Genomic DNA, 25,498 nt, shown 5'->3' with positions numbered 1-25,498 from the left:
GAAAAACCGGCGTGTAAGAGCGTCGGTTTTTGCCATATAGTAAAAGTGTTTCTCTATAAAACTAATGGTAATCAGTAACAATAATGATTACTCTACTTTTTCAATTATGATAATAAACGAGAATGGCCTTCATGGATTTTTCACAAAGGTTGCAGCAGATTTCCGCTAATTCTGATGCCTTAACACAACTCGGTCGTGGTCTTGAGCGTGAAGCGCTGCGAATTACATCGGAAGGTAACTTATCAGATCAACCACATCCAGTTGGGTTAGGATCAGCATTAACCAATAAGTGGGTCACCACCGATTTTGCAGAATCACTGTTAGAGTTTATTACTCCAGTATCGCAAGATGTTGACCATTTATTGACGCAATTAAGTGATATTCACCAGTTTACGTATCGCCAAATGGGTGACGAACGTTTATGGCCAATGTCGATGCCATGTTTTGTCGGTAAAGAAAATGACATCACATTAGCGCAATACGGTAGTTCAAATACCGGGCGCATGAAAACCTTGTACCGTGAAGGGTTGAAGCATCGTTATGGCAGCGTTATGCAGGTTATTTCTGGTGTGCATTTCAACTTTTCTTTCCCTGAATCATTTTGGCAAGAATTGTTCGGTGATCAAAGCGAGCAAGATCGCCAAGACTCTATTTCAGATGCGTATTTCGGCCTGATTCGAAACTACTATCGTTTTGGTTGGCTAATCCCGTACTTATTTGGTGCATCGCCAGCGTTATGCAGCTCATTCCTGAATAAACATAACTCTTCGGTTGATTTTAAGCAGTTAGGCTGTGGTACTTATTACCTACCGAATGCGACAGCTTTACGCCTAAGTGATTTGGGTTATACCAATAATGCGCAAAGTTCGTTGAAAATTGGCTTTAATAGCCTAGATCAGTACCTTGACGGTTTGAACAAAGCTATCCGTACACCGTCTGATGATTTTGCAGACATTGGCGTAAAAGTGGATGGTGAGTACCGTCAGTTAAATAGCAATGTACTGCAAATTGAAAATGAATTGTATGCACCTATTCGCCCTAAGCGTGTTGCAAAAGATGGCGAGAAGCCTTCAGAAGCACTAGGTCGTGCTGGTGTTGAGTATATTGAAGTACGTTCATTAGATGTGAATCCTTTTAGCCCTATTGGCATTACGGAAGATCAGGTTCGATTCCTTGATTTATTCCTTACGTGGGCCGTGCTTACACCGTCAGATGATATGGATGACTCTGAATTAGCATGCTGGCGTGATAACTGGAATCGCGTTGTGCTCGATGGTCGCAATCCTGATTTAATGCTGAAAATTGGCTGTAATGGTGAGCGCTTATCACTGCAAGATTGGGGCGTGCGTGTATTCAAAGAGCTGCAAGATGTTGCGGTTGTGATGGATAAAGCTGCGGGTAACAATAAATATCAGGAAACCTGTGAACGATTGAAAGGTTGGATTCTTAATCCCGATCTAACGCTATCTGCACAGTTACTTGAGAAAGTGAAACAAAACGAAGGAATCGGTTCCGTTGGGCATCAGCTCGCAGCAGAACACAGCCAAACGTTGGTTGAGCGTTCTTATGGCTTTTATTCTCAATCAGAATTTGACATGGAAGCCAAAACATCAGTAGAGAAACAACATAAAATTGAGCAAGGTGATACGGTATCATTTGAACAATTTTTAGAAGATTACTTTGCTGATTTGAAGTGATTTTCAATCTTAGAACAATAAGATAAAAAATTGGGCGGCTATATATAGCCGCCCATAAATAATTTCGCAGGGATGACGACAGCTTTACTGCCTGTCATTAATTCAGACCGTGATAAATGCACTTGGTTCAAACCGATTTTTGAATTGCATTAACTTAAGTTAGGTTTGTTCACACACTGTTTGGTGAATAAAAATATGCTGTCTGCTGTACGCTTACTGATACTGTCTGGTGTTTTACTGGCAGTCACGGGTTGTGCTACTCCTCCACCAAAAAAACAATCAAATATCTGCAGTATCTTCAGAGAAAATCCGAGCTGGTATGATGATGCTGTTGATATGCAAAAAGAATGGGGTACTCCCATTAATGTTGCGATGGCGTTTGTTAAACAAGAAAGTAGTTTTCGTCATGATGCTCGCCCACCGAAAGATTACATCTTAGGCTTTATTCCTTGGGGTAGAGTGAGTAGTGCGTATGGTTATGCACAAGCACAAGATCCGGCATGGGAAGATTATCAAAAAGCGACCAGCAATGGTGGTTCACGAACAAATTTTGATGATGCATTACATTTTATTGGCTGGTATACCCATGAAACTCAGCGCCAATTAGGTATCTCTAAATGGGATGCTTATAGTCAATACTTGGCGTACCATGAGGGACGAGGTGGCTTTAAACGTGGTTCTTACAAAAGCAAACCGACGTTGATTAAGATTGCCCGTAAAGTAGAGAAACAATCAAAAGATTATGGCTGGCAGTTAAAGCAATGCCGCAAAGAGTTAGACGATAACCGCAGCTGGTGGCCGTTCTAATTGAACGACCGTGCGGTTATGTTTCCCTCAGTATAGAGAACTAAACGCTAGGCAAAGGAGAAGGATGTTATGCCGTTATTAGATAGTTTTACTGTTGATCATACGCGAATGAATGCCCCTGCGGTACGTGTGGCAAAAACCATGCAAACACCCAAAGGTGACACAATCACAGTATTTGATCTTCGTTTCTGTCGTCCTAATATGGATATTTTAAGTGAGCGTGGAATTCATACACTTGAGCACCTATACGCAGGCTTTATGCGTAACCACTTGAATTCAAGTCGTGTAGAAATTATTGATATCTCACCAATGGGGTGTCGTACGGGTTTTTATATGAGTTTAATTGGCACACCTAGCGAGCAAGATGTTGCCGCTGGTTGGACTGCAGCCATGGAAGATGTACTAAACGTTGAGTCGCAAGATAAAATCCCAGAATTGAATGAATACCAGTGTGGTACATACAGTATGCATTCATTAGAAGAAGCAAAAGAGATTGCTAAAACAATTCTGGCTGAAGGGATTAACGTTAACAAGAACGACGAATTAGCCTTGCCTGAAAGCATGTTGAAAGAGCTTGATGTAAAGTAGATATACACGGCTTATTAGAGTCAAAAAAGCCAGCATATATCTTGCTGGCTTTTTTCTTTGTTAAGGTGCACGACAGGAGATTAACCTGTTTGTTTCAACGTCGTTGGTAAGATCTTAACCAACTTAATCATGTTCTCTGAGACATCCATAATGACCATTTGATGTCCTGCGACTTCGATACTTAATTGGCTATCAGGAATATCTTCTAACTGTTCTAAAATCAAACCATTCAGTGTGCGCGGACCATCGGTCGGTAAATTCCAATTCAGACTTTTATTAAGGTCTCGAATATTGGCACTGCCTTCGATCAGCAAGCTACCATCGGCTTGTGATGTGACCTCTTCCGCTAATGTCGGTGTAATTGATGTCGTAAATTCACCCACAATTTCTTCAAGAATATCTTCCAGTGTAATCAAGCCCTGAATATCACCGTATTCATCGACAATTAAACCAATGCGTTCTTTATTACGTTGGAATTTTAAGAGTTGAGTATTGAGTGGGGTCGCTTCTGGAATGAAATACACTTCATCGGCGGCACGCAATAGGTTTGCTTTACTGAAGTCATTTTTTTCCATCATCAAACGGTATGCTTCTCGCACACGTAACATACCAACGACTTCATCAATCGTATCCCTATATAGCACGATACGACCGTGTGCCGAGTGGATGAGTTGACGCGTGATGGATTTCCAATCGTCATTAATGTTGATAGCGGCAATGTCACTGCGTGGGACCATTAAGTCTTCGACGGTCACATTTTCTAAATCTAGAATAGATAAAAGCATATCTTGGTGACGGCGAGGAATTAAGCCGCCAGCTTCATCAACAATCGTACGTAATTCAGCTGAATTAAGCTTTGAGCTATCCATGTTATCGACTTTTAGCCCGAGAAGAAGCAAAAAGCCATTGGTAATACCGTTTACAAACCAGACCAGCGGATACAGCACTTTCATGAGCACGTTAAGCACAAGACTACTGAGGTAAGAAACGCGTTCAGGGTAAATCGTTGCCAGAGTTTTTGGCGTGACTTCAGAGAATACTAATACCACTAAGGTGAGAGCGCCCGTTGCAATAGCAACACCGAGATCACCGTATAAGCGCATTCCGATTATGGTCGCAATGGCTGAAGCTAGAATATTGACGAGATTGTTGCCAATCAGAATCAGACCGATAAGGCGATCTGGGCGGGAAAGCAGTTTTTCAACACGTTTTGCCCCACGGTGCCCTTGATTTGCTAAATGCCGCAACTTGTAACGGTTGAGGGACATCATGCCGGTTTCAGAGCCGGAAAAATATCCGGAAATAATGAGTAGCAATATCAGTAGGGAGAATAATACTCCCGTGGATATGTCGTCCAAAAATCTAGTTCCTTAACGTTTTGTTCACAAGTACAGTTGTACTTATTTGATTACAAGTGTCAATAGTACTTCATTATTAGACGGTTTTAGCCCCCAATTATGATTTCTTTCACAAAACGGCTACCAAAGTAAGCAAGTGTTAGAAGAAATGCACCGACTAAACTAAACCAGATTACCCTACGACCACGCCACCCTTTTTGGTAGTGTCCCCAAAGTAATACGCTATAAACCCCCCACGCAAGTAGAGAAAGCACCGCTTTATGGGTTTTGCCTTGTGCTAACATATCTTGAATAAAAAAGATGCCAGAAATCAGGGTAACGGTTAAAAGTGAATTACCGACCAAAATGATCTTGAAAAGCTGACGTTCCACCATCATTAAAGGAGGAATGTTAGGGTTAATTTTCAAGCTCTTTTTATTTTTTAATTTATGATCCAACCATGCCAACTGAATAGCATACAAGGTCGCAATCATGAGTGTTGAATAAGAAAACAATGCAAGAGAGATATGAAATAAGACTTGAGGATGACTTTCTAAATGGGTGATAAAGGCACCGGGCAATAAGGTTGCGGCCGATAAATTAATGGCAGCAAAACTATATATAACAGGAAGCAAAAACCACACTCGCATGCGTAACATGGCGAATGTTGTTAATGTTGCAATGATCAAACTGATCAAAGAGGCAACATTCAATATACTGAGGTTTTGCCCTGAGCCGCCCAAAATTAAGTCTTTCAACAATAAGGTATGTAGCGTTATTGCCACTAAAGCCGCAATAAAAACCGGCTTAGTTTTAATACCATTACTATTGGTTAAGCCTGGAACAACAAGTCCCAGAGCGAGAAAATAAAAGCAAGCGGCCACTAAGGCTATTAACGTATCCATAGTAAACTGTTAACTAGTTAAGATGGTTAGAGATCGCAATTATACCCTGCTCAAACAATAGTCGCTATCTATAACATGAAAGCGGATGCAGGATTGCGGTATACTAACTGTAATTATATAGATTTTATTGCGTAACGAGCGAGTAGCACATGTTCGAAAATTTAACGGAGCGTTTATCGCGAACGCTTAAAAATGTCAGTGGCCGTGGTCGCCTGACGGACGACAACATCAAAGATACGCTACGTGAAGTACGTATGGCGTTACTCGAAGCTGATGTTGCGCTGCCAGTTGTTCGCGAATTCGTCAAGCGCGTAAAAGAGCGCGCTGTAGGTAGTGAAGTATCTAAAAGCCTTACACCGGGTCAAGAATTCATCAAAATTGTTCAAGCTGAGCTTGAGTCGGTTATGGGGGAATCAAATGAAGCACTGGACCTAGCTTGTCAGCCTCCTGCGGTCATTTTGATGGCGGGTCTACAAGGTGCGGGTAAAACCACCAGTGTTGGTAAGTTAGGTAAAGTTCTTAAAGAACGCGAGAAGAAAAATGTTCTTGTTGTTTCTGCCGATGTTTACCGCCCAGCGGCGATCAAACAGCTAGAAACGCTAGCGAGCGATATTGGGATTGATTTCTTCCCTTCATCAGCAGAGCAAAAGCCGGTTGATATCGTAAGCGCTGCAGTTGCTCATGGTAAATTGAAGTTTTATGACGTCGTTATTGTCGATACAGCAGGCCGTCTGCATGTTGATGATGTAATGATGGATGAAATTAAAGACATCCATAAAGCGGCTAATCCGGTTGAAACCTTGTTCGTTGTTGATGCTATGACAGGTCAAGATGCGGCAAATACTGCGAAAGCCTTCAATGATGCACTACCGTTAACCGGTGTCATTCTGACGAAAGTCGATGGTGATGCTCGTGGTGGTGCTGCTTTATCTGTGCGTCATATTACCGGTAAACCGATTAAATTCTTGGGTGTGGGTGAAAAGACCGACGCACTAGAACCGTTCCACCCCAATCGTGTGGCTTCACGTATTCTTGGTATGGGTGATGTACTGTCACTGATTGAAGACCTAGAGCGTAATGTAGATAAAAGCCAAGCAGAAGTATTAGCGAAGAAGTTTAAAGAAAAGAAAGGTTTTGACCTTGAAGACTTCCGTAGCCAGCTTCAACAAATGAAGAACATGGGTGGCATGGGTGGCATGATGGATAAACTGCCAGGCATGTCTCAGCTACCCGATAACGTAAAAGATCAAGTTGACGACCGTATGTTTTTACAAATGGAAGCTATTATTAATTCCATGACTAAAGGTGAACGTTCACGTCCAGATATTATCAAAGGGTCGCGTAAAAAGCGTATCGCAAAGGGTTCTGGTACACAGGTACAAGATGTTAACCGCCTACTGAAGCAATTCACTCAGATGCAAAAGATGATGAAAAAAATGCAAAAAGGTGGAATGAAGAACATGATGCGCAATATGAAGGGCATGATGCCTGGCGGCGGCATGTTCCCTGGGCGTTAATTCGTTCATATTTATCGGTTTTTTATTTTTTGTTTTATCTGATTGGTGAAAAAGTAGCTAAATAAGTTGCATTCATCGGCTCAAAGAGTAAAATTCCGAGGCTTCAAAATTTGGCACTGGCCCCGTTTTATTAGACGGGGCCAATTTATTTACAGTAATGCAAAACTAAAGAGGACGATATGGTTACCATTCGTTTGGCACGTCACGGCGCTAAGAAGCGTCCATTTTACCAAATCGTTGTTGCTGATTCTCGTTGCGCACGCGACGGTCGTAACATCGAAAAAATCGGTTTCTTCAACCCGCTAGCTAAGGGTCAGGAAGAGCGTTTACGTCTAGATCTTGACCGTGTTAATCACTGGGTTGGTCTTGGCGCAACTGTGTCTGACCGCACAGCTAAGCTAATCAAAGACGCTGCTAAAGCAGCTGCTTAATTTAGCAAATCAGGTAGAGATATAGAACTATGAGCTCACAAAACCAAGACTTAGTTGTTGTCGGTAAACTGGGTGCCACCTACGGTATCAAGGGTTGGCTCAAGGTTTTTTCCTACACTGAACAGTCTGAAAGTATTTTCGCCTATCAACCTTGGCTTATTAAAGTTAAGGGTGAATGGAAGCCAATCCAGATTGAATCCTGGAAGAAGCATGGTCAGGGCATGGTGGCTAAGTTAGAGGGCCTGGACATCCGTGAGGATGCACAGATTTTCACTAACGCTGAGGTCGCTGTACATGCCGATCAACTACCCGCACTGTCAGGAGAAGAATTCTACTGGCGTGAATTGTATGGCATGTCTGTTTTTACTACCGAAGGTTACGACCTAGGTAAAGTGACAGATATCCTGGAAACAGGGTCAAACGATGTATTAGTTGTGAAAGCTAACCTGAAAGATGCTTTTGGACAGAAGGAACGCTTAATACCGTTCCTCGATGAGCAGGTCATCAAGTTAATTGATCGCACTGCTCAGCGGATCGAAGTTGACTGGGATCCTGGATTTTAACCTCTGGTAACTAAGCGAGCGAACACATGTGGGTTGGTGTTATAAGCCTTTTTCCTGAAATGTTCACTTCTATTACCAATTTTGGGGTAACAGGCCAGGCGGTAAAAAAAGGCCTTTTGTCTATCGATACGTGGAATCCTCGTGATTTTACGGAAGATAAACACCGTACGGTTGATGATCGACCATATGGCGGTGGACCAGGTATGTTAATGATGGTGCAGCCTTTGCGCGATGCCATTCATACCGCTAAAAAGTCTGCTAAAGGCAAGGCTAAAGTGATTTACCTCTCCCCTCAGGGCCGTAAGCTTGATCAAGCTGGTGTTGAGGAGTTAGCACAGAATGAGAGCCTGATTCTTATCTGTGGTCGATATGAAGGGGTAGATGAGCGCATTATCCAACAGGAAGTAGACGAAGAATGGTCTATTGGGGATTTTGTGCTGACTGGGGGTGAACTTCCAGCCATGACCTTAGTTGACGCAGTGGTTCGGTTTGTACCGGGTGTGCTGGGTGACTTTGCGTCAGCAGAAGAAGATTCTTTTGCAAATGGTTTGTTAGATTGTCCACATTACACGCGTCCTGATGTGTTAGACGGGCATGCAGTACCAAAAGTATTGATGTCAGGAAATCATAAGGATATTAGTCGCTGGCGATTAAAACAATCGTTGGGCCGTACTTGGCTAAGAAGACCAGAGCTCCTGGAAAATCTAGCTCTGACTGACGATCAGGAATTCTTGCTCGCGGAGTTTATTCGCGAATACAAAGCAAGCATTATTTAATTTAGTATCAGTTTATTCTAGGGTATACCAATGAGTAACATCATCAAGCAGCTCGAAGACGAGCAACTAAAACAAGACTTACCTACTTTTGCACCGGGCGACACAGTTGTTGTTCAGGTTAAAGTAAAAGAAGGCGACCGTGAGCGTCTACAGGCGTTCGAAGGCGTGGTTATCGCTAAGCGTAACCGTGGTCTACATTCTGCATTTACTGTTCGTAAAATCTCGAACGGTGAAGGCGTTGAGCGTGCGTTCCAAACTCACTCTCCAGTAGTTGATAGCATTACTGTTAAGCGTCGTGGTTTAGTACGTCGTGCCAAACTGTACTACCTACGTGAGCGTTCTGGTAAAGCAGCACGTATCAAAGAGAAGCTTGTTCGCAAGTAATCTTAAACGTATGACGTTTATCGAAAAAGCCCACCTTACGGTGGGCTTTTTTTTGTCTGAAAATGTCCTTTCCTGAATAAACAAATACTCAGCGATCATTAAGCAAAATAACAAGCCGATAAATAACAGGCTGATTGCCTGTGCCTGATTTTATAATGCACGGGTAACAGTAACTGTTTGTAGCGAATGAGTGACCGGACAAACGATAAGTCAGTAAACTCTACTGAAGAGTAAATAACATATTTATCATAGCCATAAAAAAACCAGCCTAGTGGCTGGTTTTTGTGTTTTAGGGGGAACTAAAACTTATACAGTTTCTAACTTACCGTCTTCTTCATTGGCAAGGTCAGTTTCGCCTTTACCTTTCGATTTCTTAATGACGTAGCCTGTAATAGCTAGCATTGCTACAAAACCCGTAATCGTTGATGTCATCATCGATAAACCAAAGCCTAGTTGGCTGTTGTTTAAGATGAAGGTAATACAAACTGTTGTCATGAACATTGCTGGTACAGTCGCTACCCAGTGCAGTTTATTGTGACGCAGTAGGTAAGCAGAGGCTGTCCACAGCATCATTACGGCTGTGCTTTGGTTTGCAAAGCCGAAGTAGCGCCAGATAATACCGAAGTCGACTTGCGTTAGAATGCCACCAAGAACAAACAATGGTAATGCCATTAGTAGACGGTTACGCAGGGCTTTCTGATCCATATTGAAATATTCAGCAAGAATTAGACGGCTTGAACGGAATGCAGTGTCACCAGAGGTAATCGGTAAGATAACCACACCTAAGAAAGCAATAATACCGCCAAACACACCCAGTAGACCGATAGATGAGTTGTATACCACACTACCAGGGCCGCCAGTAGATATTGCTTCTGATAGTGCATCAACAGAGCCGAAGAAAGACAATGCAAGAGCACACCAAATTAATGCAATAACACCTTCACCAATCATTGCGCCGTAAAATACGAAGCGACCGTTCTTTTCATTCTCGAGACAGCGAGCCATCAGTGGCGACTGGGTTGCGTGGAAACCAGATATAGCACCACAAGCGATAGTGATAAACAGTGCAGGCCAAAGAGGCAAGTCATTCGGGTTCATGTTAGTGAACATTTGGCTCATTTCGTAATCACCCAGTAGCGAGTGTTCACTAGAGAATGCAATCGCGGTAATGAGTCCCACAGACATAAAGATAAGTAACGCGCCAAATAATGGGTAGAAACGACCGATTATTTTATCAACAGGAACAATTGTCGCGATGATGTAATAAGCAAAAATAATCACAACCATTGTTGTCATCGACATATCGATGCCAGTTTGTTCGTTTACAAGGTTTGTGATCATACCAGCAGGTGCTGATACGAATACCACACCCACTAATAGCAACAGCACGATAGCAAAGATATTCATAAAATGTTTTGCACCGTTGCCTAGGTAGCGCCCTGTAATGGTAGGTACTGATGCACCATTATTACGAATCGACAGCATACCCGAGAAGTAATCATGTACTGCGCCGGCGAAGATACACCCTAATACAATCCATAACATGGCTGCTGGACCATATAGCGCGCCCATAATCGGACCAAAAATCGGCCCCACACCCGCGATGTTTAATAACTGAACAAGGTAAACCTTCTTGTTCGACATTGGCACATAATCTACGCCATCTTGTTTACTATATGCCGGTGTTTGGCGATTTTCATTTACGCCAAATATTTTTTCAATAAAGGCACCGTAGATGAAATAACCACCGACTAGTGCAGCAACGCAGAGTAAGAACCAAGTCATTTTGTTTTCTCGCTGTGATGTTGGGAATTTGATAACGCTTACAATAGTAAAGTGATGGATGATAGATGCACGCAGTAAAACAGTGAGTGGTTGTATAGCGGGGTAAGCGGTCGATAAGTTGACTGAGTGGTTATGCGCGATAATTAAAGTGAAACCGTATTAATCCTTACTTTGCGAGCCATATCAGGAAAGGTCAGTCAAAATTCAGTGTAGATTAAGCAACTTAACTTATTGTTAGTTATGAATTGTTATGTCAGGAGGTAATGATGATAAAGCTAGTGGTCATCGGGCTTTTAATCGGGGGGCTGTTGCAGGGGTGCTCGATGTCGAATGCCAGACAGTCATTGATTGTGAATGGAGATTGGTACCAACTAGGAGTGAATAAGGGGAGGTGGGGGGAGAAGGCCGCCGCTGAGGAACGTTTACTTGAGGATGCAAAGATTGTCGGTGAGGACATTTCAGTCGACTATCAAACATACTTACAAGGGTATCAGAAAGGGCTTGAGTCGTACTGTACTCTAGAGCAGGTGAAGCAATTTGGTATGGAAGGAAAAATGGAATGGGGTGTCTGTGAATTTCGCCGAGATGAAGATGGTTTATATAAAATATTCTGGCAGCAAGGCTTTGAGCGATATGTATCGTTTGATGGTGTCGGCGGCCACTAGTTCTTCCTGATGGGTAATACCAAATCCATTAATTATCTGATCAGTTCAGCGAGAGTTAAAATGCTTTTAGGCAAGGAGATAAATTGAAGATCTAGTGGCTCTAAATTGAAATTTATTAACGCAGTATAAAAGTATTTTAAACTCGCCCGAAGGGAACACCACTGGAAGCCAACTTCTGTGTCTAGCGATTTCAAAAGAGAACCACTCTTCTATCAAACACTATCCTTGAACTCGACTCCCAGTGGTATTCTGAATGGGCAGATAATTAATGGAATTGGTATAAGAGCTAGTGTTTGGATCCTGTAAATAATTTTGTGTTATTTAGCTTAAGCCAAACCGATCTTTGAGCTCTTTCAAATAGCGGCGACTGACGGGTACTTGATAACCATACTGGGTTGTTATCTCGGCGAGACCATTATCCAATAACTTAATTTCTCGGATAGCTTGTGGGTGAACTAAGTATTGGCGGTGGCAGCGAATAAGAGGAGTTTTTTCTTCCAGAACTTTAAGGGTTAGCTGAGTATTGGCTTTTGTTTCTGTACTTAAAATATGCACCCCCGATAAATCTGAGTAAGCCACTTCAATGTCTTCAGGGCGTAACAGTAAAATGCGGTTGTGGCCTGTACAGGGAATCAATTCCAACATGTCTGACATGAGTGGTGAATAATCTTTTGCTTCATACTCACGCTTAAGACGTTTAATCGTTTTATTGAGTCGGCATGTTTCAACGGGTTTTAATAGATAATCGAAAGCATTGTCTTCAAATGCTTTTAGGGCATATTCATCATAAGCGGTAACAAATACGACTTTAGGCATGGTGTCTGGATCTAGCATGCTAAGCATTTCGATCCCGGTTATTTGCGGCATTTGAATATCTAAAAAAATCACATCAGGTTTTAGGGCATTTATTTTTTTTAGCCCTTCAATCGCATTATTACAGCTACCGATAACATCAATTTCACCGCTATCAAGCAAAAGATCGATCAGTTCTTCACGGGCATATAGTTCGTCATCAATCACGATGGCTTTAATCATGCTGTGTTTTCTCCATTACGGTGATCTTGCTTGTTTGCTTCGACGTATATTTTGTTTATATCATTGTGTTGCAAGGTTTTATCTTCTGGTAGTGTAATTGTAGCCCGTGTCCATACATTAGGCTGACGACTCATTTTTAAACCGTATTGTTGTCCGAACATGTTTTTCAACCGCTTATCGACTATTTTCATGCCTAGTCCACTTTCTTCACCCACTGGTTGGTAGGTACCAGCATTATCTTCTACTTCCAAAACTAACTGATTATCAAAAACGTACCCTCGAATAATGATTTGACCGTTCTCGAGTAATGACGAAGTACCGTGCTTAATGGCGTTTTCAACCAAGGGTTGCAGGGTAAACGTCGGTAAATTTACCCTCATTAATTCATCGGGAACAATGATCTCAACATTCAGACGATCAGAGAAACGTGCAAGCTCAATTTCCAAGTAAGAACGAACATGTTGTAGCTCTTCGCTAATGGTAACGGTTTCGATGTTTTGCTTTAAATTACGACGGAAGAATTGTGATAGATGTTGGATCAACTGACGTGCTTTATCTGGGTCTCGACGAATTATTGCACTTATTGTATTAAGTGCATTGAATAGGAAGTGAGGGTTTACCTGAGCTTGCAGTAAGCGTAACTCTGCTTGAGTCAGTAGGATTTGTTGTTGCGCATAGCGCCCGGTTAAAATTTGATTTGAGAGCAATTTTGCTATGCCTTCACCTAGCGTTAGATTAACTGTAGAGAATAGTTTACGTTTTGGTTCGTACAGTTTGATCGTTCCTAGCACATCGTTATTTCCTCCCACTAAAGGAATAACAAGTGCAGAGCCTAATTTACAGCGATTACTTAGCGAACAACAGTAAGGCATATCATGGCCATCTGCGTAAACCAATTCGCAGTTATCTATCGATCGACGAGTATAGCCCGATGATATTGGTGTACCGGGTAAATGGTGATCATCACCGATGCCAATAAACGCTAATATTTTATCTCTATCAGTAATCGCAACTGCGCCAACGCCCGTTTCTTCATAAACGATTTTGGCTATTTCTTTTGTGCTTTCTTCATTAAATCCTTGGCTTAAAATACCGACAGAGCGTTGGGCTATTTTTAATGCTCGACTGGAAAATGCAGCTGAATATTTTTCATAAATCGTTTTTCTATCTTGAATTATGCTCATGAATAAAGCTGCGCCTAGCGAGTTAGCAATGACCATTGGTAAGGCTATGGCGCTGACAAGGTGTAAGGCTTTATCGTAGGGCTCAGCCACGATTAAAATGATAAACATTTGAATGATTTCAGCGACTAATGTAATAGTGAAAACGATGAAAGGTCTATAGAGCTGGTCGACTTGCCCGCGGCGTACGTAGTAGCTGTGTAAGAGCCCACCAAGCAACCCTTCAGCTGTGGTCGAGATAGCGCAAGCGACATCAGTAAAGCCTCCCATGCTGTAACGATGCATGCCGCCAGTTAAGCCCACAGCAAACCCCACAATGGGTCCACCGAGTAACCCTCCCATTACAGCACCTATCGCGCGCGTATTCGCGATAGCATCTTCAATATTGAGGCCAAAGTAGGTGCCTAAAATACAGAAAAGAGAGAACAAGACATAGCATGAAAAACGTTGGGATAAACGCCCAGATACCGTAGTGAGAGGCATAAACAACGGAGTTTTACTTAGCAGATAAGCAATAACTAAGTACACACTGAGTTGTTGGAGTAATGAAAAAATCAGTTCCATGATAATAGTGTTGAACGAGTGGGCTCTTTAGATAGGTTACCTGTGTTTGTTCAGATAGCCAAAAAACCATTTGGTGTAAACTTTTATTTACAAGTGGTATTTATTCTTTACAGGGTGTTGCCAAGAAGGGAAATCACTTGTTATGGTGTTAACTAGAGAGCAGGAGATACCTGTTAAATATTGAATATAGTTAGTGAGAACGGCTTTGCCTTCTACTACCCAGAATAGATTGAGGAAAGCCACCATGCAAAAAGACCAACTGAATAATGTACATATTCAAGATGAATGCGTATTGATCACCCCTCAAGAACTTAAAACCAAGTTACCGCTCAGTGAAACTGCATTAAACTTCATTCGTGAATCTCGTCAAACCATTGCAGATATTACTCACAAGCGTGACCACCGTTTGCTTGTGGTATGCGGACCATGCTCTATTCACGATATTGACGCAGCGAAAGCGTACGCACAAAAATTGAAGCAGCTTTCTGAAGAGCTAAGTGATCAACTGTACATTGTAATGCGTGTTTATTTTGAAAAGCCACGTACAACAGTTGGTTGGAAAGGTCTTATTAATGACCCGCATCTTGATGGTTCTTTTGAAGTGGAAGAAGGGCTACATATTGGTCGTCAGCTACTCATTGACTTGGTTGAAATGGGGATTCCTTTAGCAACAGAAGCGCTTGATCCAATTAGTCCTCAATACTTAGGTGATTTATTCAGTTGGGCTGCTATTGGTGCTCGTACTACAGAATCACAAACACACCGTGAAATGGCAAGTGGCCTTTCAATGCCCGTTGGATTTAAAAATGGTACCGATGGAAGTTTAGCGACGGCTATCAATGCCATGCAAGCAGCAGCTTCTGGGCACCGTTTTATGGGGATTAATCCAGAAGGTCAGGTGGCGCTGTTGAACACCCAAGGAAACCCTGATGGCCATGTGATTTTACGTGGCGGTAAGCAAACGAATTATGATTCAGTTTCGGTCACTGAGTGTGAAAATGAGATGCAGCAGTCAGGCCTTTCACCATCCTTGATGGTAGACTGTAGCCATGCAAATTCACGCAAAGATTACCGTCGTCAGCCGTTAGTTGCTGAAGATGTACTTCATCAAATCCGTGAAGGTAATAAATCGATTATAGGCTTGATGATTGAAAGCCATTTAAATGAAGGGAGCCAAAGCGCTGATTTACCGCGTGAAGAAATGGCTTATGGGGTCTCGATTACTGACGCATGTATCAGTTGGGAAGATACAGAAGCGCTATTGCGTCGTACTCGTAAAGAATTAACGCCGTTCTTAAAGGATCGTTGCGAAGGTTAAATTACTTCGTATCATTTAAACGTAACACTGGTTTAGCCAAAGAAAAGCGCCCATTTATACTTATAAATAAGCGCTTTTTCTTTGCACTGAATAAACAGCACGATGCTAAACGGTAATATTCAATTCGTCAGATACTTAGCAGATAAATACGGACAGTGAGATCATGGTTGCTGAACTGAGTAAATTAAGAGATCAAATCGATGATGTTGATCAGCAAATGGTAGAGCTTTTAGCTCGCCGTTTATCATTAGTAGAAGAAGTGGGTCATGTGAAAAGCCTGCATGGTTTACCTATTTATGCGCCAGACCGTGAAGCTGCGATGCTAGCCTCACGCCGTCATGAAGCTGAGCAAAAAGGTGTACCGCCTGATCTTATTGAAGACATTTTGCGTCGTACCATGCGTGAATCTTATTCGAGTGAAAATGATTCAGGGTTTAAGTGTTTAAAACCTGAACTTCGTCCTATTGTGGTTGTGGGTGGGCATGGTCAGCTAGGTGGGTTGTTCTGCCGTTTATTTGAACTTTCAGGTTACCAAGTTCGTCAATTAGGTAGTCAAGATTGGGATCGTGCAGATGAGATCCTTACCGATGCGGGTATGGTTGTCGTCTCTGTGCCGATTAACATCACTGAGCAAATCATTGGTAAACTTTCCAACTTACCAGATGACTGTATTCTTGCTGACTTAACCTCGATCAAGAGTGGCCCATTACAGGCAATGCTAGAAGTGCATAATGGCCCCGTGATTGGGTTACATCCAATGTTTGGTCCCGATATTTCTAGCTTGGCGAAGCAAGTGATTGTGTATTGCGATGGGCGAAACCCTGAAGATTACCAGTGGTTACTTGAGCAATTTCAGATTTGGGGGGCAACGCTAAATCGTATTAGTGCGATTGAGCATGATCAAGGTATGACGTTGATCCAAGCTTTACGCCACTTTACGTCATTTGTTTATGGTGTACATTTGGCAGAGGAAGATCCGAAGATCGAGCAGCTCATGTCGTTAAGTTCACCGATTTATCGCTTAGAACTTGCAATGGTCGGTCGCTTGTTTGCTCAAGATGCACAATTGTATGCCGACATTATTATGTCTGCGCCGCAAAACATTGCGATGATTAAACGCTTCCACCAACGTTTTGGTGAGGCTATAAAGATGCTTGAGACGCAAGATAAAGAGGCGTTCAAACAAGCATTTAATCAGGTTGAGCATTGGTTTGGTGATTATGCGGGACACTTTCTTGCTGAAAGCCAAGGTTTATTAAGACAAGCGAACGATTCAACTCACCGTTCGTAGCATCAATCAATAAAGACAGAATTAAAAAAGCGAGTATCTAGATAAGATACTCGCGTTTATATAGATACTATTCTTCGATCTCAACTTCTGTTGGTTTTACATTCTCACTTGGGTAACAGCCTAGCACCTTAATGAAGCGCGTCAGACGTGTTAACTCTTCTAATGCTTGCTGCATCACATCAGATTTTAAATTCTCTTCAACATCTAAATAGAACATTTCTTCCCATGGATTTCCAATCACTGGGCGAGACTCTAGTTTAGTCATATTGATATTTAAATTACGTAATACCACTAAACATTCAACTAATGAACCCGCTTTCTGGGCCGTAGACATAATCAAGGTGCTTTTGGCCGGGATCAGTGACGTGACATCAACAGGTTTGCGGGCTACAACAATAAAGCGAGTGAAGTTTTCTTGTTGATTGGCAATATTGTCTTTTACTGGGGTAAGACCGTAAAGTTCACCACTTGACGCATTACCAATTGCAGCCACATTCGGTAGATTCAATTCTGCTACTTTTTGCATCGCTTCAGCGGTACTAGAGCAGTATTCTTGTGTAATATTGCCCATTGAATGCAAGTATTCACTACACTGCTGATGTGGCTGAGGATGAGAATATAAGGTATTAATCCCCTTAATATCGGCATCCCCGACAGTGAGCAAGCAATGTTCAATCGGTTGGGTTATTTCACCTACAATTGATAGGCTAGTGTGTTGTAGTAAGTCGTACACTTCATTGATTGAACCAGAGCTGGTATTTTCAATTGGCAGCACACCATAATCAGCATTGCCTGTTTCTACAATGTTCAACACATCACGGAATGTAGAGCAGCTCATCTCAACGAGTTTGGTTTGTTTACGGCTGAAGTAGTTACGGCTGGCAAGATGAGAGTATGATCCTTTCGCTCCAAGGAAAGACACACGTGCCACAGGTTGTAAGCTATCAGGGTTCGCTAATTTTTGTAGATACGCTTGTTGAAATAATACAGAGTCTTCAATAATGGTATGAAAAATTTGCGTAACATATAAAGCATCGAGCTGCTGCGACTTGCCTGTTTCAATCAAACGAAGCAAGAGTTCTTGTTCTCGTGCTTGGTCACGTACTGGTTTCGCAGTACCAATTTTACTTTTAGCGACTTCTAAGCTCAGTAAGCGTCGTTCAGACAGTAGTTTAAGTATCTCGTTATCAATGCGGCTAACATTTTTACGAATATCATCAAGTGAGTAGTATTGTTCGGTCATTGTATTCCCTGCTTGCGTATCGGCTTTTCTGATACAAAAAAGCCTCCTTGGTCAGAGGAGGCTGTCTATTCGTCTTTAGCTTGTTTCTTGCGTAACGAATCGCCTCCACTAGGGTGACATAAAAAAGAAGCTAAAGAAAAACAGGCGTATTGTCATCATGAGTAAATGTTTTGTTGTGAATATGACTCAACATTATTAATCCTACGTGATCTTGTCAAGGTCAATATAAGGCTTTTTTCTTGGTCTGTTAGGTATTTGAAGTGGGGGTCACTGAAAGTAAACAGCCCCGCTATAGGTAGCAGGGCTGTTTGGAATCCTCTTTTATTTACTATGCATCTTCTGCTTCGATTTCATCTTCTTCAACGACTGGCTTGTCACTGTGGCTCGCACGGCGTGCTGCAGGTTTGTGCGCTTGCTTATTAATTTGACGTTCTAGTTTTTGGTAAAGCTCGGTGATCGCACCGAATAAGTCATTGTGCTCCGCTGAGGCGACAATTTTTCCTCCAGGAATAGCGGCGGATGCTTCAATCTTAAATGTCTTACTTGGCTCTTTACTAATCATCACATGTTTATTGACGAGTGGTAGCTGGAACTTCTCTAACTTCTTGAATTTAAAGTCAAGACGTTCACGGATAGCAGGAGTAATGTCAATGTTTTTACCAGTAATTTCTAATGTCATAATTATCTTTCCTCTTGTGCTACCCCTTGTTGGGTTAACTTCAGATTACTAAAATCCCGGCTTTATAATGTGACGCATATCACACTTTAATCTATGGAAGATAAATAGAAAAAATTCTGTGACCAAGTTTTATTTTTTAATAAAAACTATCAATAAAGTGCTTGTCGAGGACTAGATAGTTAAGGCAGTATGAAGGAACTAGAGACGCTGGTGGCTTGTGCTAACTAGGGAATTTTTTCAATTTAAAACATGGGTTTGAACGAAGTTTAACCATGTTCCTGTCTAGGCATGAATCGCAGGTTTATGCACATATCTCTATTTTATGACTTAAATAGAATATTCATCATTCACGAATACAAAAACGGCAGCCCGAGTGGCTGCCGTTTGCATATTTGACACATACCACGAGAGTATTTAGTTGACTGGGTTTAACGCAATCAGCTTTTTCGTGTTTTCTATCGGCTCTTGTAAACCTAATTTTTCGTAGGCTGTTAGCATCAATGGGAGCGATTTACGTGCAGCCTGTGTATCAGGGTATAACTTCTGAATTTGCTGGCTGCGGTTTATAGCGGCAATCCATGCTTCACGGCGAATATAAAAATCAACCGTTGCTAGATCGTAATCAGCAAGACGATTCTTAATGAAAATCATCCGAGCTTTAGCATCTGCGGCATATTGACTATTAGGGTATCGATCTAACAAACGTTTAAAGTCACGGAAGGCTTTACGTGCTGGTTCAGGATCTCGGTCATGGCGATCGATACTAAAAATATCATGCATGAAGCTGCGATCTTGTGCCATTTGCGTTAATCCGCGCATATAAAGCACCCAGTCAGACTTCTCATGAGCTGGGTTTAGACGGTTAAAGCGCGCAATAGTCGCTTCGCCTAAAGCCAAATCATCATTTTTGTAGTAAGCATAAATGAGGTCTAATTGGACTTGTTCAGAATACGCACCAAAAGGATAACGCGAGTCTAAAGTCTCTAAACGTTCTATAGCTGTTGTCCAGCTACCACTCTGTAATGCTTGTTGAGCAGTAACATAGAGCTCTGCTGGCGGAATATCGGGTACAACTTCTTCAGTACTTGAGCAGCCTGAAAGAATGGCTACGGCAAGAAGAGTCGTGATTGTCAGGCGTTTCATTACGGCGTCAGCTTCCTTGAAAAAAATTTTATTTCTGCGGATCCATTACGGTAAGAGCCGTTAACAGATACAATGAGACTATTAGGTTATACCACGGTTAGTTTTTAGCTTGGTATATTTTACGCAGCGTATGGCAATTAGTCCCACGCTTTTTAAAAAAGTTCGCTATGGCCCAGCAAATAGAGTTAACAAATACAGTAAATGATAGCCAACTGGGCATGCGCCTAGATCAGGTTATCGCTGAATTATATCCAGACTACTCACGTTCACGTGTTAAAGAATGGATTTTGAAGAACATGGTTTCAGTGAATGGTGAAATCGTCAATAAACCTCGTCTAAAAATGATGGGTGGCGAAGAACTATTCATAAAAGCTGAGATCGAAGATGAAGTCCGTTGGGTGGCACAAGACATCCCGCTTGATATTGTTTATGAAGATGAACACATCCTTGTAATCAATAAGCCGCGTGATTTTGTTGTTCACCCTGGTGCAGGTACGCCTGACCGCACAGTACTTAACGCTTTGTTATTTCATTGCCCTGCATTGGCTGAAGTACCACGTGCCGGTATTGTGCACCGTCTTGATAAAGACACTACGGGTTTGATGGTGGTTGCTAAAACCATTCAAGCACAAACACGTTTAGTACGCGCATTACAAAAACGTAAGATCACTCGTGAATACGAAGCTATCGCGATGGGTAAAATGACGGGAGGCGGTACAGTTGAAAAGCCGATCGGTCGTCATGCGACTAAGCGTATTTGTATGGCTGTTCACGAATTAGGTAAGCCAGCGATCACACACTATCGTGTGGCTGAACACTTCCGTGAACATACACGTTTAGTACTTCGTCTTGAAACGGGTCGTACACACCAGATCCGTGTTCATATGTCGTATATGAGTCATCCGCTAGTGGGTGATGCAATATATGGTGGTCGTCCTCGTCCACCACGTCATGCATCTGATGAGCTGATCTTAGCATTGCGTTCATTTGACCGTCAGGCGTTGCACGCACGTATGCTACGTTTATCTCACCCAATTACAGGTGAGCTAATGGAATGGCGTGCTCCATTGCCAAACGATATTCTTGCGATGATCGATATTCTTCGTAAAGATAAAATCGAAAACGACGAAGACGACTTCTAAGATGTTGATAATCCCCGATTGGCCTGCACCTAAGCGTGTTAAAGCAGTCAGCACTACCCGTAAGGGTGGCGTGAGTCTTGCGCCTTATAATGGCTTAAACCTTGGTTTACATGTCGGGGATGACACAGAACGTGTTCAACAAAATCGAAGCTTGTTGCAACATGAATTGAGTTTAGTTCAGGCACCTGCTTGGCTTAATCAAATTCACAGTAGCAAGGTGATAGATCTGAAACAGCCTCTTACTGGGTTAATCGATGCGGATGGCAGCTATAGCCGTGAACCAGGTTTAGCATGTGTCATTATGACTGCTGATTGCTTACCTGTGCTGTTGTGTGACAAAGACGGAACACAAGTGGCGGCTGTACATGCTGGGTGGCGAGGCCTAGCTGGTGGGATTATTGAAGCCGCACTGGATAAATTTTCAGTGCCGGCCAATGAGATAATGGCATGGCTTGGACCTGCTATTGGACCAATAGCATTTGAAGTTGGTGGTGAAGTTCGCCAGCAATTTATGGCTGTTGATCCACAAGCGGCATTAGCGTTTACACCACAGGCTAAAGTGGTTGATGGTCAAAGCGGTAGCGATAAATGGTTGGCGAATATTTACTTGTTAGCCACGCAGCGTTTACAGAAGTACGGTATCACGCAGGTATATGGTGGTGAACACTGTACAGTGAATGAACCTGAACTGTTTTATTCATACCGTCGAGAACCAACCACTGGCCGACAAGCGTCGTTAATTTGGTTAGATTAATGCTAATAAAGTTGTTTTGAAAAAGGCTCTGTTGAGTAATAGAATAAGTGCAACAGAGCCTTTTTTATTTGTGGCAGATTAACCTGAATTTGTCGATCTGATTCAGCAAATTAGAATATTAGTGGATCAAGGTTATATTGGTAGGGTTTGCCGTTGATAGCTCAATCACTTTTGCGCCATAAGGAACGGTGTAAATTTCATAGCCATTATTTTTTGCGCGGTAGAAACGTTGGTTGATTGTGTCATGCAATAATACGATGCCGTTATAGCTTACAGTGCGAACCATTGCCCCTTGAATCATAACCACGGTATTCACTGTTGCCACCGTCGTTGGGTTACGACGATTATCAATTCTATCTTCAGTTCGATTTTCAATGCGCACCTCTTGGCGTACATCTTGTCTTTTCTCTTGAATATCTCGTTGTGCTATTGCGCTAGTAGATGAAGCCAATACTGCTAATGCCACAGTGACTGTTATTAGACTTTTCTTAAACATATGATTTCTCACTATACAGAATGACGTTCTATTTATGGTGTGCCGTTCTATAAAGAGTTGTCAATATAGGCACTGTTATTCTGTTTATCTTTTAAGGTTAAATAGTCTATCTTTCTCATAGAAGAGACACGGTAGAGATAATGTTTGTCATCAATGAAGAAATCATAACGATGAGAGAGCGTTATTTTATGGTTAGTCGCGAATCACTTGTGATGAATGCTTGAAAAAAATGTTCAGGGCATCCATATACTTTATGGGTAAGTAGTTAATCAAATATTGGGAGAACTCATGCGTCTTGACCGATTTACAAGCAAATTTCAAATGGCGATATCTGATGGACAGTCGTTGGCTTTAGGGCGAGATCATCAGTACATCGAACCAACACACCTGATGGTGGCGTTACTTAATCAGGATGGAAGTACTATTCGTCCGTTGTTAACGATGTTGAATGTCGATATCTCTCAGTTACGTTCTCGTTTAGGCGAATTACTCGATCATTTACCTAAAGTAACGGGTATTGGCGGTGAAGTGCAGTTATCACACGATATGGGCTTATTGCTAAATATGTGTGATAAGTTGGCGCAGAAACGTAAAGACAAATTTATTTCATCAGAACTATTTATTCTAGCGGCTGTCGATGACAAAGGTCCTTTAGGTAAACTGCTTAAAGAACTCGGCTTAACAGCAGCTAAAATTGAACAAGCTATTGATCAGGTGCGTGGTGGACAAAAAGTCGATGATCAAAATGCGGAAGAAAATCGTCAGGCATTAGAGAAATTCACCATTGATTTAACGGAACGAGCAGAGCAAGGTAAGCTCGATCCTGTTATTGGGCGTGATGATGAAATACGCCGTACTATTCAAGTGCTTCAGCGTAGGACTAAAAATAATCCCGTTATTATTGGTCAGCCTGGTGTGGGTAAAACAGCCATTGTTGAAGGGCTAGCCCAGCGAATTGTAAATGGTGAGGTACCGGAAGGGCTGCGTAATAAGCGGGTACTTTCTCTTGATATGGGCTCTTTGATTGCAGGCGCTAAATTTCGAGGAGAGTTTGAAGAGCGTTTAAAATCGGTCTTAAATGAACTTTCTCAAGAAGAAGGCAGTGTCATTTTATTCATTGATGAATTGCACACCATGGTTGGAGCGGGTAAAGGCGAAGGCTCAATGGATGCTGGTAATATGCTAAAACCAGCATTAGCACGGGGTGAACTACATTGTGTCGGCGCCACAACCCTTGATGAATATCGACAGTATATAGAGAAAGATGCAGCGCTAGAGCGTCGTTTCCAAAAAGTGCTGGTGGATGAACCGACAGTAGAAGACACGATAGCGATTCTACGAGGGCTGAAAGAGCGCTATGAACTGCATCACCATGTCGAAATTACCGATCCTGCTATCGTAGCTGCAGCACGTTTGTCACATCGCTATGTTTCAGATCGACAGTTACCAGATAAAGCAATCGACTTGATTGATGAAGCCGCATCGAGCATTCGTATGCAAATTGATTCGAAGCCTGAATTACTCGATCGTTTAGAACGCCGAATTATTCAATTAAAAATTGAACAGCAAGCACTCGGTAAAGAGAGTGATGGTGCGAGTCAAAAGCGCCTGAATGATATTTGTGAAGAACTTGATGTTAAAGAACGTGAATATGCAGAGCTAGAAGAAGTGTGGAATGCTGAGAAAGCTGCACTTTCTGGTACTCAACATATTAAATCTGAACTTGAGCAGGCACGTATGGATATGGAGGTTGCGCGACGAGCTGGTGATCTTAACCGTATGTCAGAATTGCAGTATGGGAAAATACCGGAACTTGAAAAGCAACTGGATCTAGCAGCTCAAGCTGAAATGCAAGAAATGAGCTTGTTGAAGAACAAAGTTACAGATGCTGAAATAGCAGAAGTGCTCTCTAAGCAAACGGGTATTCCTGTCGCCAAAATGTTGGAAGGCGAACGTGATAAGTTATTGCGTATGGAAGATGAATTACATCAACGTGTAATCGGACAAAATGAAGCGGTTGAAGCTGTGGCGAACGCCATTAGACGAAGCCGTGCTGGTTTGTCAGATCCGAATCGTCCAATTGGATCGTTCTTATTCTTAGGTCCAACCGGTGTGGGTAAAACTGAACTGTGTAAAACATTGGCAAACTTCATGTTTGATAGTGAAGACAACATGGTGCGTATCGACATGTCAGAATTCATGGAAAAGCATTCTGTTGCACGGTTAGTCGGAGCCCCTCCTGGTTATGTCGGCTATGAAGAAGGCGGGTATTTAACTGAAGCGGTTCGTCGTCGTCCTTATTCAGTCATTTTGTTGGATGAAGTTGAGAAAGCACATCCTGATGTTTTCAATATTTTGCTGCAAGTTCTGGATGATGGTCGATTGACTGATGGACAGGGGCGTACGGTTGATTTTCGAAATACCGTCATCATCATGACCTCTAATCTTGGCTCAGATAGGATTCAGGAAAACTTTGGTAACTTGAACTATGAAGGTATCAAAAATATGGTGCTTGAGGTTGTTAGCCATCATTTCCGCCCTGAGTTTATTAACCGAGTCGATGAAACTGTTGTTTTCCACCCGTTAGGGCAAGAAAATATTAAACATATCGCTAGCATTCAAATTGAACGCTTGGTTAATCGTTTAAAAGAGAAAGACTACGAACTGACGGTTCAAGAAAGTGCTTTAGACTTTATTGCTAAAGCTGGTTTTGACCCTGTATACGGTGCGCGACCATTAAAGCGTGCTATTCAACAGTATATAGAGAACCCTCTCGCTCAAGAGATCCTCTCTGGTAAGTTGGAGACAGGTAAGTCAATCGACTTACTGATTGAAGATGAGCATCTGGTAACGAAGCAATAAAGCTAGAAGGCTATAAGCTAAAAAGAGCAAAAGAGAAAGATACACTATTGAAGTAGCGCCTTGTTGCCTTTGCAGCAAGGCGTTTTTTAATGAAAGAGGGGAGGAATTATTAGTCTTGTTCGTTTTTCTTTCAATTTCACCAGTGATTGTTTAACAATTGTTCGAACGGTTAATAAAGTGAATTTAAGTGTTGTCACTCTCATAAAACTCCCTATAATGCGACCTCACTGACACGGAGCACGGCGCTTAGCCAGCAACCTAGTCAGTATGTTCTTTAACAATTTGACCATGCAATCTGTGTGGGCACTCGTGAAATTTTAAGTCGAAAGATTTAT

At 42.1% G+C, this 25,498-nt stretch carries 23 protein-coding genes and 1 other annotated feature; of the genes, 14 read left to right on the top strand and 9 right to left on the bottom strand.

From position 1 onward, the window contains the following. The first annotated feature begins 131 nt into the window (after positions 1–131). The 3 genes from gshA to luxS all read left to right on the top strand — a co-directional run bounded on the left by gshA (position 132) and on the right by luxS (position 3,092). Positions 132–1,697, top strand: a complete 1,566-nt coding sequence (gene gshA, locus C9J47_RS26710; RefSeq protein WP_107257089.1) for a glutamate--cysteine ligase — start codon at positions 132–134, stop codon at positions 1,695–1,697. Between the two features lie 195 nt (positions 1,698–1,892). Next, positions 1,893–2,504 (top strand): transglycosylase SLT domain-containing protein, encoded by a 612-nt coding sequence (locus tag C9J47_RS26705; protein WP_211321797.1) that lies wholly within the window; start codon positions 1,893–1,895, stop codon positions 2,502–2,504. Positions 2,505–2,573: 69 nt separating this feature from the next. Next, positions 2,574–3,092: an S-ribosylhomocysteine lyase gene (gene luxS, locus C9J47_RS26700; RefSeq protein ID WP_107257084.1), complete on the top strand. Its 519-nt coding sequence runs from the start codon at positions 2,574–2,576 to the stop codon at positions 3,090–3,092. 80 nt (positions 3,093–3,172) lie between these two features. On the opposite strand, the gene C9J47_RS26695 is transcribed toward luxS, so the two are convergent. Together C9J47_RS26695 and C9J47_RS26690 are read right to left on the bottom strand one after the other, a co-directional pair. After that, the gene (locus C9J47_RS26695; protein ID WP_107257082.1) at positions 3,173–4,450 is read right to left on the bottom strand and encodes an HlyC/CorC family transporter; all 1,278 of its coding nucleotides are present in this window, start codon (positions 4,448–4,450) and stop codon (positions 3,173–3,175) included. 86 nt (positions 4,451–4,536) lie between these two features. Further along, complete coding sequence (locus C9J47_RS26690; protein WP_107257079.1) at positions 4,537–5,334, bottom strand: cytochrome C assembly family protein; 798 nt, start codon at positions 5,332–5,334, stop codon at positions 4,537–4,539. A 149-nt stretch (positions 5,335–5,483) separates the two neighbouring features. Here C9J47_RS26690 and ffh point away from each other — a divergent pair, with 149 nt between their 5' ends. The 5 genes from ffh to rplS all read left to right on the top strand — a co-directional run bounded on the left by ffh (position 5,484) and on the right by rplS (position 9,005). Beyond that, positions 5,484–6,851, top strand: a complete 1,368-nt coding sequence (ffh, locus tag C9J47_RS26685) for a signal recognition particle protein (protein WP_107257077.1) — start codon at positions 5,484–5,486, stop codon at positions 6,849–6,851. 179 nt (positions 6,852–7,030) lie between these two features. Next, entirely contained in the window at positions 7,031–7,282 is a 252-nt protein-coding gene (rpsP, locus tag C9J47_RS26680; protein ID WP_006232610.1) for a 30S ribosomal protein S16, read from the top strand. A gap of 29 nt (positions 7,283–7,311) precedes the next feature. After that, positions 7,312–7,845 carry a ribosome maturation factor RimM gene (rimM, locus tag C9J47_RS26675; RefSeq protein ID WP_107257075.1) on the top strand — a complete coding sequence of 178 codons (534 nt, stop codon included), beginning with the start codon at positions 7,312–7,314 and terminating at the stop codon, positions 7,843–7,845. A 26-nt stretch (positions 7,846–7,871) separates the two neighbouring features. Next, the gene (gene trmD, locus C9J47_RS26670; protein WP_107244329.1) at positions 7,872–8,621 is read left to right on the top strand and encodes a tRNA (guanosine(37)-N1)-methyltransferase TrmD; all 750 of its coding nucleotides are present in this window, start codon (positions 7,872–7,874) and stop codon (positions 8,619–8,621) included. Positions 8,622–8,651: 30 nt separating this feature from the next. Then, positions 8,652–9,005, top strand: a complete 354-nt coding sequence (gene rplS / locus C9J47_RS26665; protein WP_107257073.1) for a 50S ribosomal protein L19 — start codon at positions 8,652–8,654, stop codon at positions 9,003–9,005. A gap of 306 nt (positions 9,006–9,311) precedes the next feature. Here the strand turns inward: rplS and C9J47_RS26660 are convergent, their stop codons facing one another. Beyond that, positions 9,312–10,790: a carbon starvation CstA family protein gene (locus C9J47_RS26660; protein WP_107257071.1), complete on the bottom strand. Its 1,479-nt coding sequence runs from the start codon at positions 10,788–10,790 to the stop codon at positions 9,312–9,314. Positions 10,791–11,056: 266 nt separating this feature from the next. On the opposite strand from C9J47_RS26660, the gene C9J47_RS26655 reads away from it, so the two are divergent. Beyond that, a complete protein-coding gene (locus C9J47_RS26655) occupies positions 11,057–11,455 on the top strand; it encodes a DUF2799 domain-containing protein (protein WP_107257069.1) in 399 nt (132 codons plus the stop codon). A gap of 321 nt (positions 11,456–11,776) precedes the next feature. Here the strand turns inward: C9J47_RS26655 and btsR are convergent, their stop codons facing one another. Together btsR and C9J47_RS26645 are read right to left on the bottom strand one after the other, a co-directional pair. Continuing rightward, complete coding sequence (gene btsR / locus C9J47_RS26650) at positions 11,777–12,490, bottom strand: two-component system response regulator BtsR (RefSeq protein ID WP_107257067.1); 714 nt, start codon at positions 12,488–12,490, stop codon at positions 11,777–11,779. Beyond that, positions 12,487–14,235 carry a sensor histidine kinase gene (locus tag C9J47_RS26645; RefSeq protein ID WP_107257065.1) on the bottom strand — a complete coding sequence of 583 codons (1,749 nt, stop codon included), beginning with the start codon at positions 14,233–14,235 and terminating at the stop codon, positions 12,487–12,489. The genes btsR and C9J47_RS26645 overlap by 4 nt, the downstream gene beginning before the upstream one ends. A 244-nt stretch (positions 14,236–14,479) precedes the next feature. On the opposite strand from C9J47_RS26645, the gene C9J47_RS26640 reads away from it, so the two are divergent. Beyond that, positions 14,480–15,553: a 3-deoxy-7-phosphoheptulonate synthase gene (locus tag C9J47_RS26640; protein WP_006232602.1), complete on the top strand. Its 1,074-nt coding sequence runs from the start codon at positions 14,480–14,482 to the stop codon at positions 15,551–15,553. A gap of 163 nt (positions 15,554–15,716) precedes the next feature. Beyond that, a complete protein-coding gene (tyrA, locus tag C9J47_RS26635) occupies positions 15,717–16,844 on the top strand; it encodes a bifunctional chorismate mutase/prephenate dehydrogenase (RefSeq protein ID WP_107257063.1) in 1,128 nt (375 codons plus the stop codon). Between the two features lie 67 nt (positions 16,845–16,911). Here tyrA and pheA read toward each other — a convergent pair whose 3' ends face one another. The 3 genes from pheA to bamD all read right to left on the bottom strand — a co-directional run bounded on the left by pheA (position 16,912) and on the right by bamD (position 19,909). Further along, positions 16,912–18,087: a prephenate dehydratase gene (gene pheA / locus C9J47_RS26630; RefSeq protein WP_107257061.1), complete on the bottom strand. Its 1,176-nt coding sequence runs from the start codon at positions 18,085–18,087 to the stop codon at positions 16,912–16,914. Between the two features lie 33 nt (positions 18,088–18,120). After that, positions 18,121–18,244 (bottom strand) — a sequence feature (Phe leader region). Positions 18,245–18,415: 171 nt separating this feature from the next. After that, on the bottom strand, positions 18,416–18,766 hold the full coding sequence (gene hpf / locus C9J47_RS26625) for a ribosome hibernation-promoting factor, HPF/YfiA family (protein WP_107257059.1): 351 nt from the start codon (positions 18,764–18,766) through the stop codon (positions 18,416–18,418). A gap of 414 nt (positions 18,767–19,180) precedes the next feature. Next, positions 19,181–19,909, bottom strand: coding sequence for an outer membrane protein assembly factor BamD (gene bamD / locus C9J47_RS26620; RefSeq protein ID WP_107257057.1), 729 nt, complete (start codon positions 19,907–19,909; stop codon positions 19,181–19,183). A 167-nt stretch (positions 19,910–20,076) separates the two neighbouring features. On the opposite strand from bamD, the gene rluD reads away from it, so the two are divergent. Then, positions 20,077–21,051, top strand: a complete 975-nt coding sequence (rluD, locus tag C9J47_RS26615; protein ID WP_006232597.1) for a 23S rRNA pseudouridine(1911/1915/1917) synthase RluD — start codon at positions 20,077–20,079, stop codon at positions 21,049–21,051. Position 21,052: 1 nt separating this feature from the next. After that, entirely contained in the window at positions 21,053–21,805 is a 753-nt protein-coding gene (pgeF, locus tag C9J47_RS26610) for a peptidoglycan editing factor PgeF (protein ID WP_107257055.1), read from the top strand. Positions 21,806–21,923: 118 nt separating this feature from the next. Here the strand turns inward: pgeF and C9J47_RS26605 are convergent, their stop codons facing one another. Continuing rightward, positions 21,924–22,301 carry a hypothetical protein gene (locus C9J47_RS26605; protein WP_107257053.1) on the bottom strand — a complete coding sequence of 126 codons (378 nt, stop codon included), beginning with the start codon at positions 22,299–22,301 and terminating at the stop codon, positions 21,924–21,926. Between the two features lie 288 nt (positions 22,302–22,589). Here C9J47_RS26605 and clpB point away from each other — a divergent pair, with 288 nt between their 5' ends. Further along, entirely contained in the window at positions 22,590–25,163 is a 2,574-nt protein-coding gene (clpB, locus tag C9J47_RS26600) for an ATP-dependent chaperone ClpB (RefSeq protein ID WP_107257051.1), read from the top strand. Positions 25,164–25,498: the final 335 nt, after the last annotated feature.

The organism is Photobacterium indicum, from assembly GCF_003026215.1.
GTDB lineage: Bacteria > Pseudomonadota > Gammaproteobacteria > Enterobacterales > Vibrionaceae > Photobacterium > Photobacterium indicum.
Note: the sequence above shows the minus strand (reverse complement) of the source record. Positions and strands in the feature narration are given on the sequence as shown.

Excerpts from the sequence above, each read along its gene's own strand:
- gshA (WP_107257089.1), top strand. The coding sequence starts at position 132 with ATGGATTTTTCACAAAGGTTGCAGCAGATTTCCGCTAATTCTGATGCC.
- C9J47_RS26705 (WP_211321797.1), top strand. The coding sequence starts at position 1,893 with ATGCTGTCTGCTGTACGCTTACTGATACTGTCTGGTGTTTTACTGGCA.
- luxS (WP_107257084.1), top strand. The coding sequence starts at position 2,574 with ATGCCGTTATTAGATAGTTTTACTGTTGATCATACGCGAATGAATGCC.
- C9J47_RS26690 (WP_107257079.1), bottom strand. The coding sequence starts at position 5,334 with ATGGATACGTTAATAGCCTTAGTGGCCGCTTGCTTTTATTTTCTCGCT.
- ffh (WP_107257077.1), top strand. The coding sequence starts at position 5,484 with ATGTTCGAAAATTTAACGGAGCGTTTATCGCGAACGCTTAAAAATGTC.
- rpsP (WP_006232610.1), top strand. The coding sequence starts at position 7,031 with ATGGTTACCATTCGTTTGGCACGTCACGGCGCTAAGAAGCGTCCATTT.
- rimM (WP_107257075.1), top strand. The coding sequence starts at position 7,312 with ATGAGCTCACAAAACCAAGACTTAGTTGTTGTCGGTAAACTGGGTGCC.
- trmD (WP_107244329.1), top strand. The coding sequence starts at position 7,872 with ATGTGGGTTGGTGTTATAAGCCTTTTTCCTGAAATGTTCACTTCTATT.
- rplS (WP_107257073.1), top strand. The coding sequence starts at position 8,652 with ATGAGTAACATCATCAAGCAGCTCGAAGACGAGCAACTAAAACAAGAC.
- C9J47_RS26660 (WP_107257071.1), bottom strand. The coding sequence starts at position 10,790 with ATGACTTGGTTCTTACTCTGCGTTGCTGCACTAGTCGGTGGTTATTTC.
- C9J47_RS26655 (WP_107257069.1), top strand. The coding sequence starts at position 11,057 with ATGATAAAGCTAGTGGTCATCGGGCTTTTAATCGGGGGGCTGTTGCAG.
- btsR (WP_107257067.1), bottom strand. The coding sequence starts at position 12,490 with ATGATTAAAGCCATCGTGATTGATGACGAACTATATGCCCGTGAAGAA.
- C9J47_RS26645 (WP_107257065.1), bottom strand. The coding sequence starts at position 14,235 with ATGGAACTGATTTTTTCATTACTCCAACAACTCAGTGTGTACTTAGTT.
- C9J47_RS26640 (WP_006232602.1), top strand. The coding sequence starts at position 14,480 with ATGCAAAAAGACCAACTGAATAATGTACATATTCAAGATGAATGCGTA.
- tyrA (WP_107257063.1), top strand. The coding sequence starts at position 15,717 with ATGGTTGCTGAACTGAGTAAATTAAGAGATCAAATCGATGATGTTGAT.
- pheA (WP_107257061.1), bottom strand. The coding sequence starts at position 18,087 with ATGACCGAACAATACTACTCACTTGATGATATTCGTAAAAATGTTAGC.
- hpf (WP_107257059.1), bottom strand. The coding sequence starts at position 18,766 with ATGACATTAGAAATTACTGGTAAAAACATTGACATTACTCCTGCTATC.
- bamD (WP_107257057.1), bottom strand. The coding sequence starts at position 19,909 with ATGAAACGCCTGACAATCACGACTCTTCTTGCCGTAGCCATTCTTTCA.
- rluD (WP_006232597.1), top strand. The coding sequence starts at position 20,077 with ATGGCCCAGCAAATAGAGTTAACAAATACAGTAAATGATAGCCAACTG.
- pgeF (WP_107257055.1), top strand. The coding sequence starts at position 21,053 with ATGTTGATAATCCCCGATTGGCCTGCACCTAAGCGTGTTAAAGCAGTC.
- C9J47_RS26605 (WP_107257053.1), bottom strand. The coding sequence starts at position 22,301 with ATGTTTAAGAAAAGTCTAATAACAGTCACTGTGGCATTAGCAGTATTG.
- clpB (WP_107257051.1), top strand. The coding sequence starts at position 22,590 with ATGCGTCTTGACCGATTTACAAGCAAATTTCAAATGGCGATATCTGAT.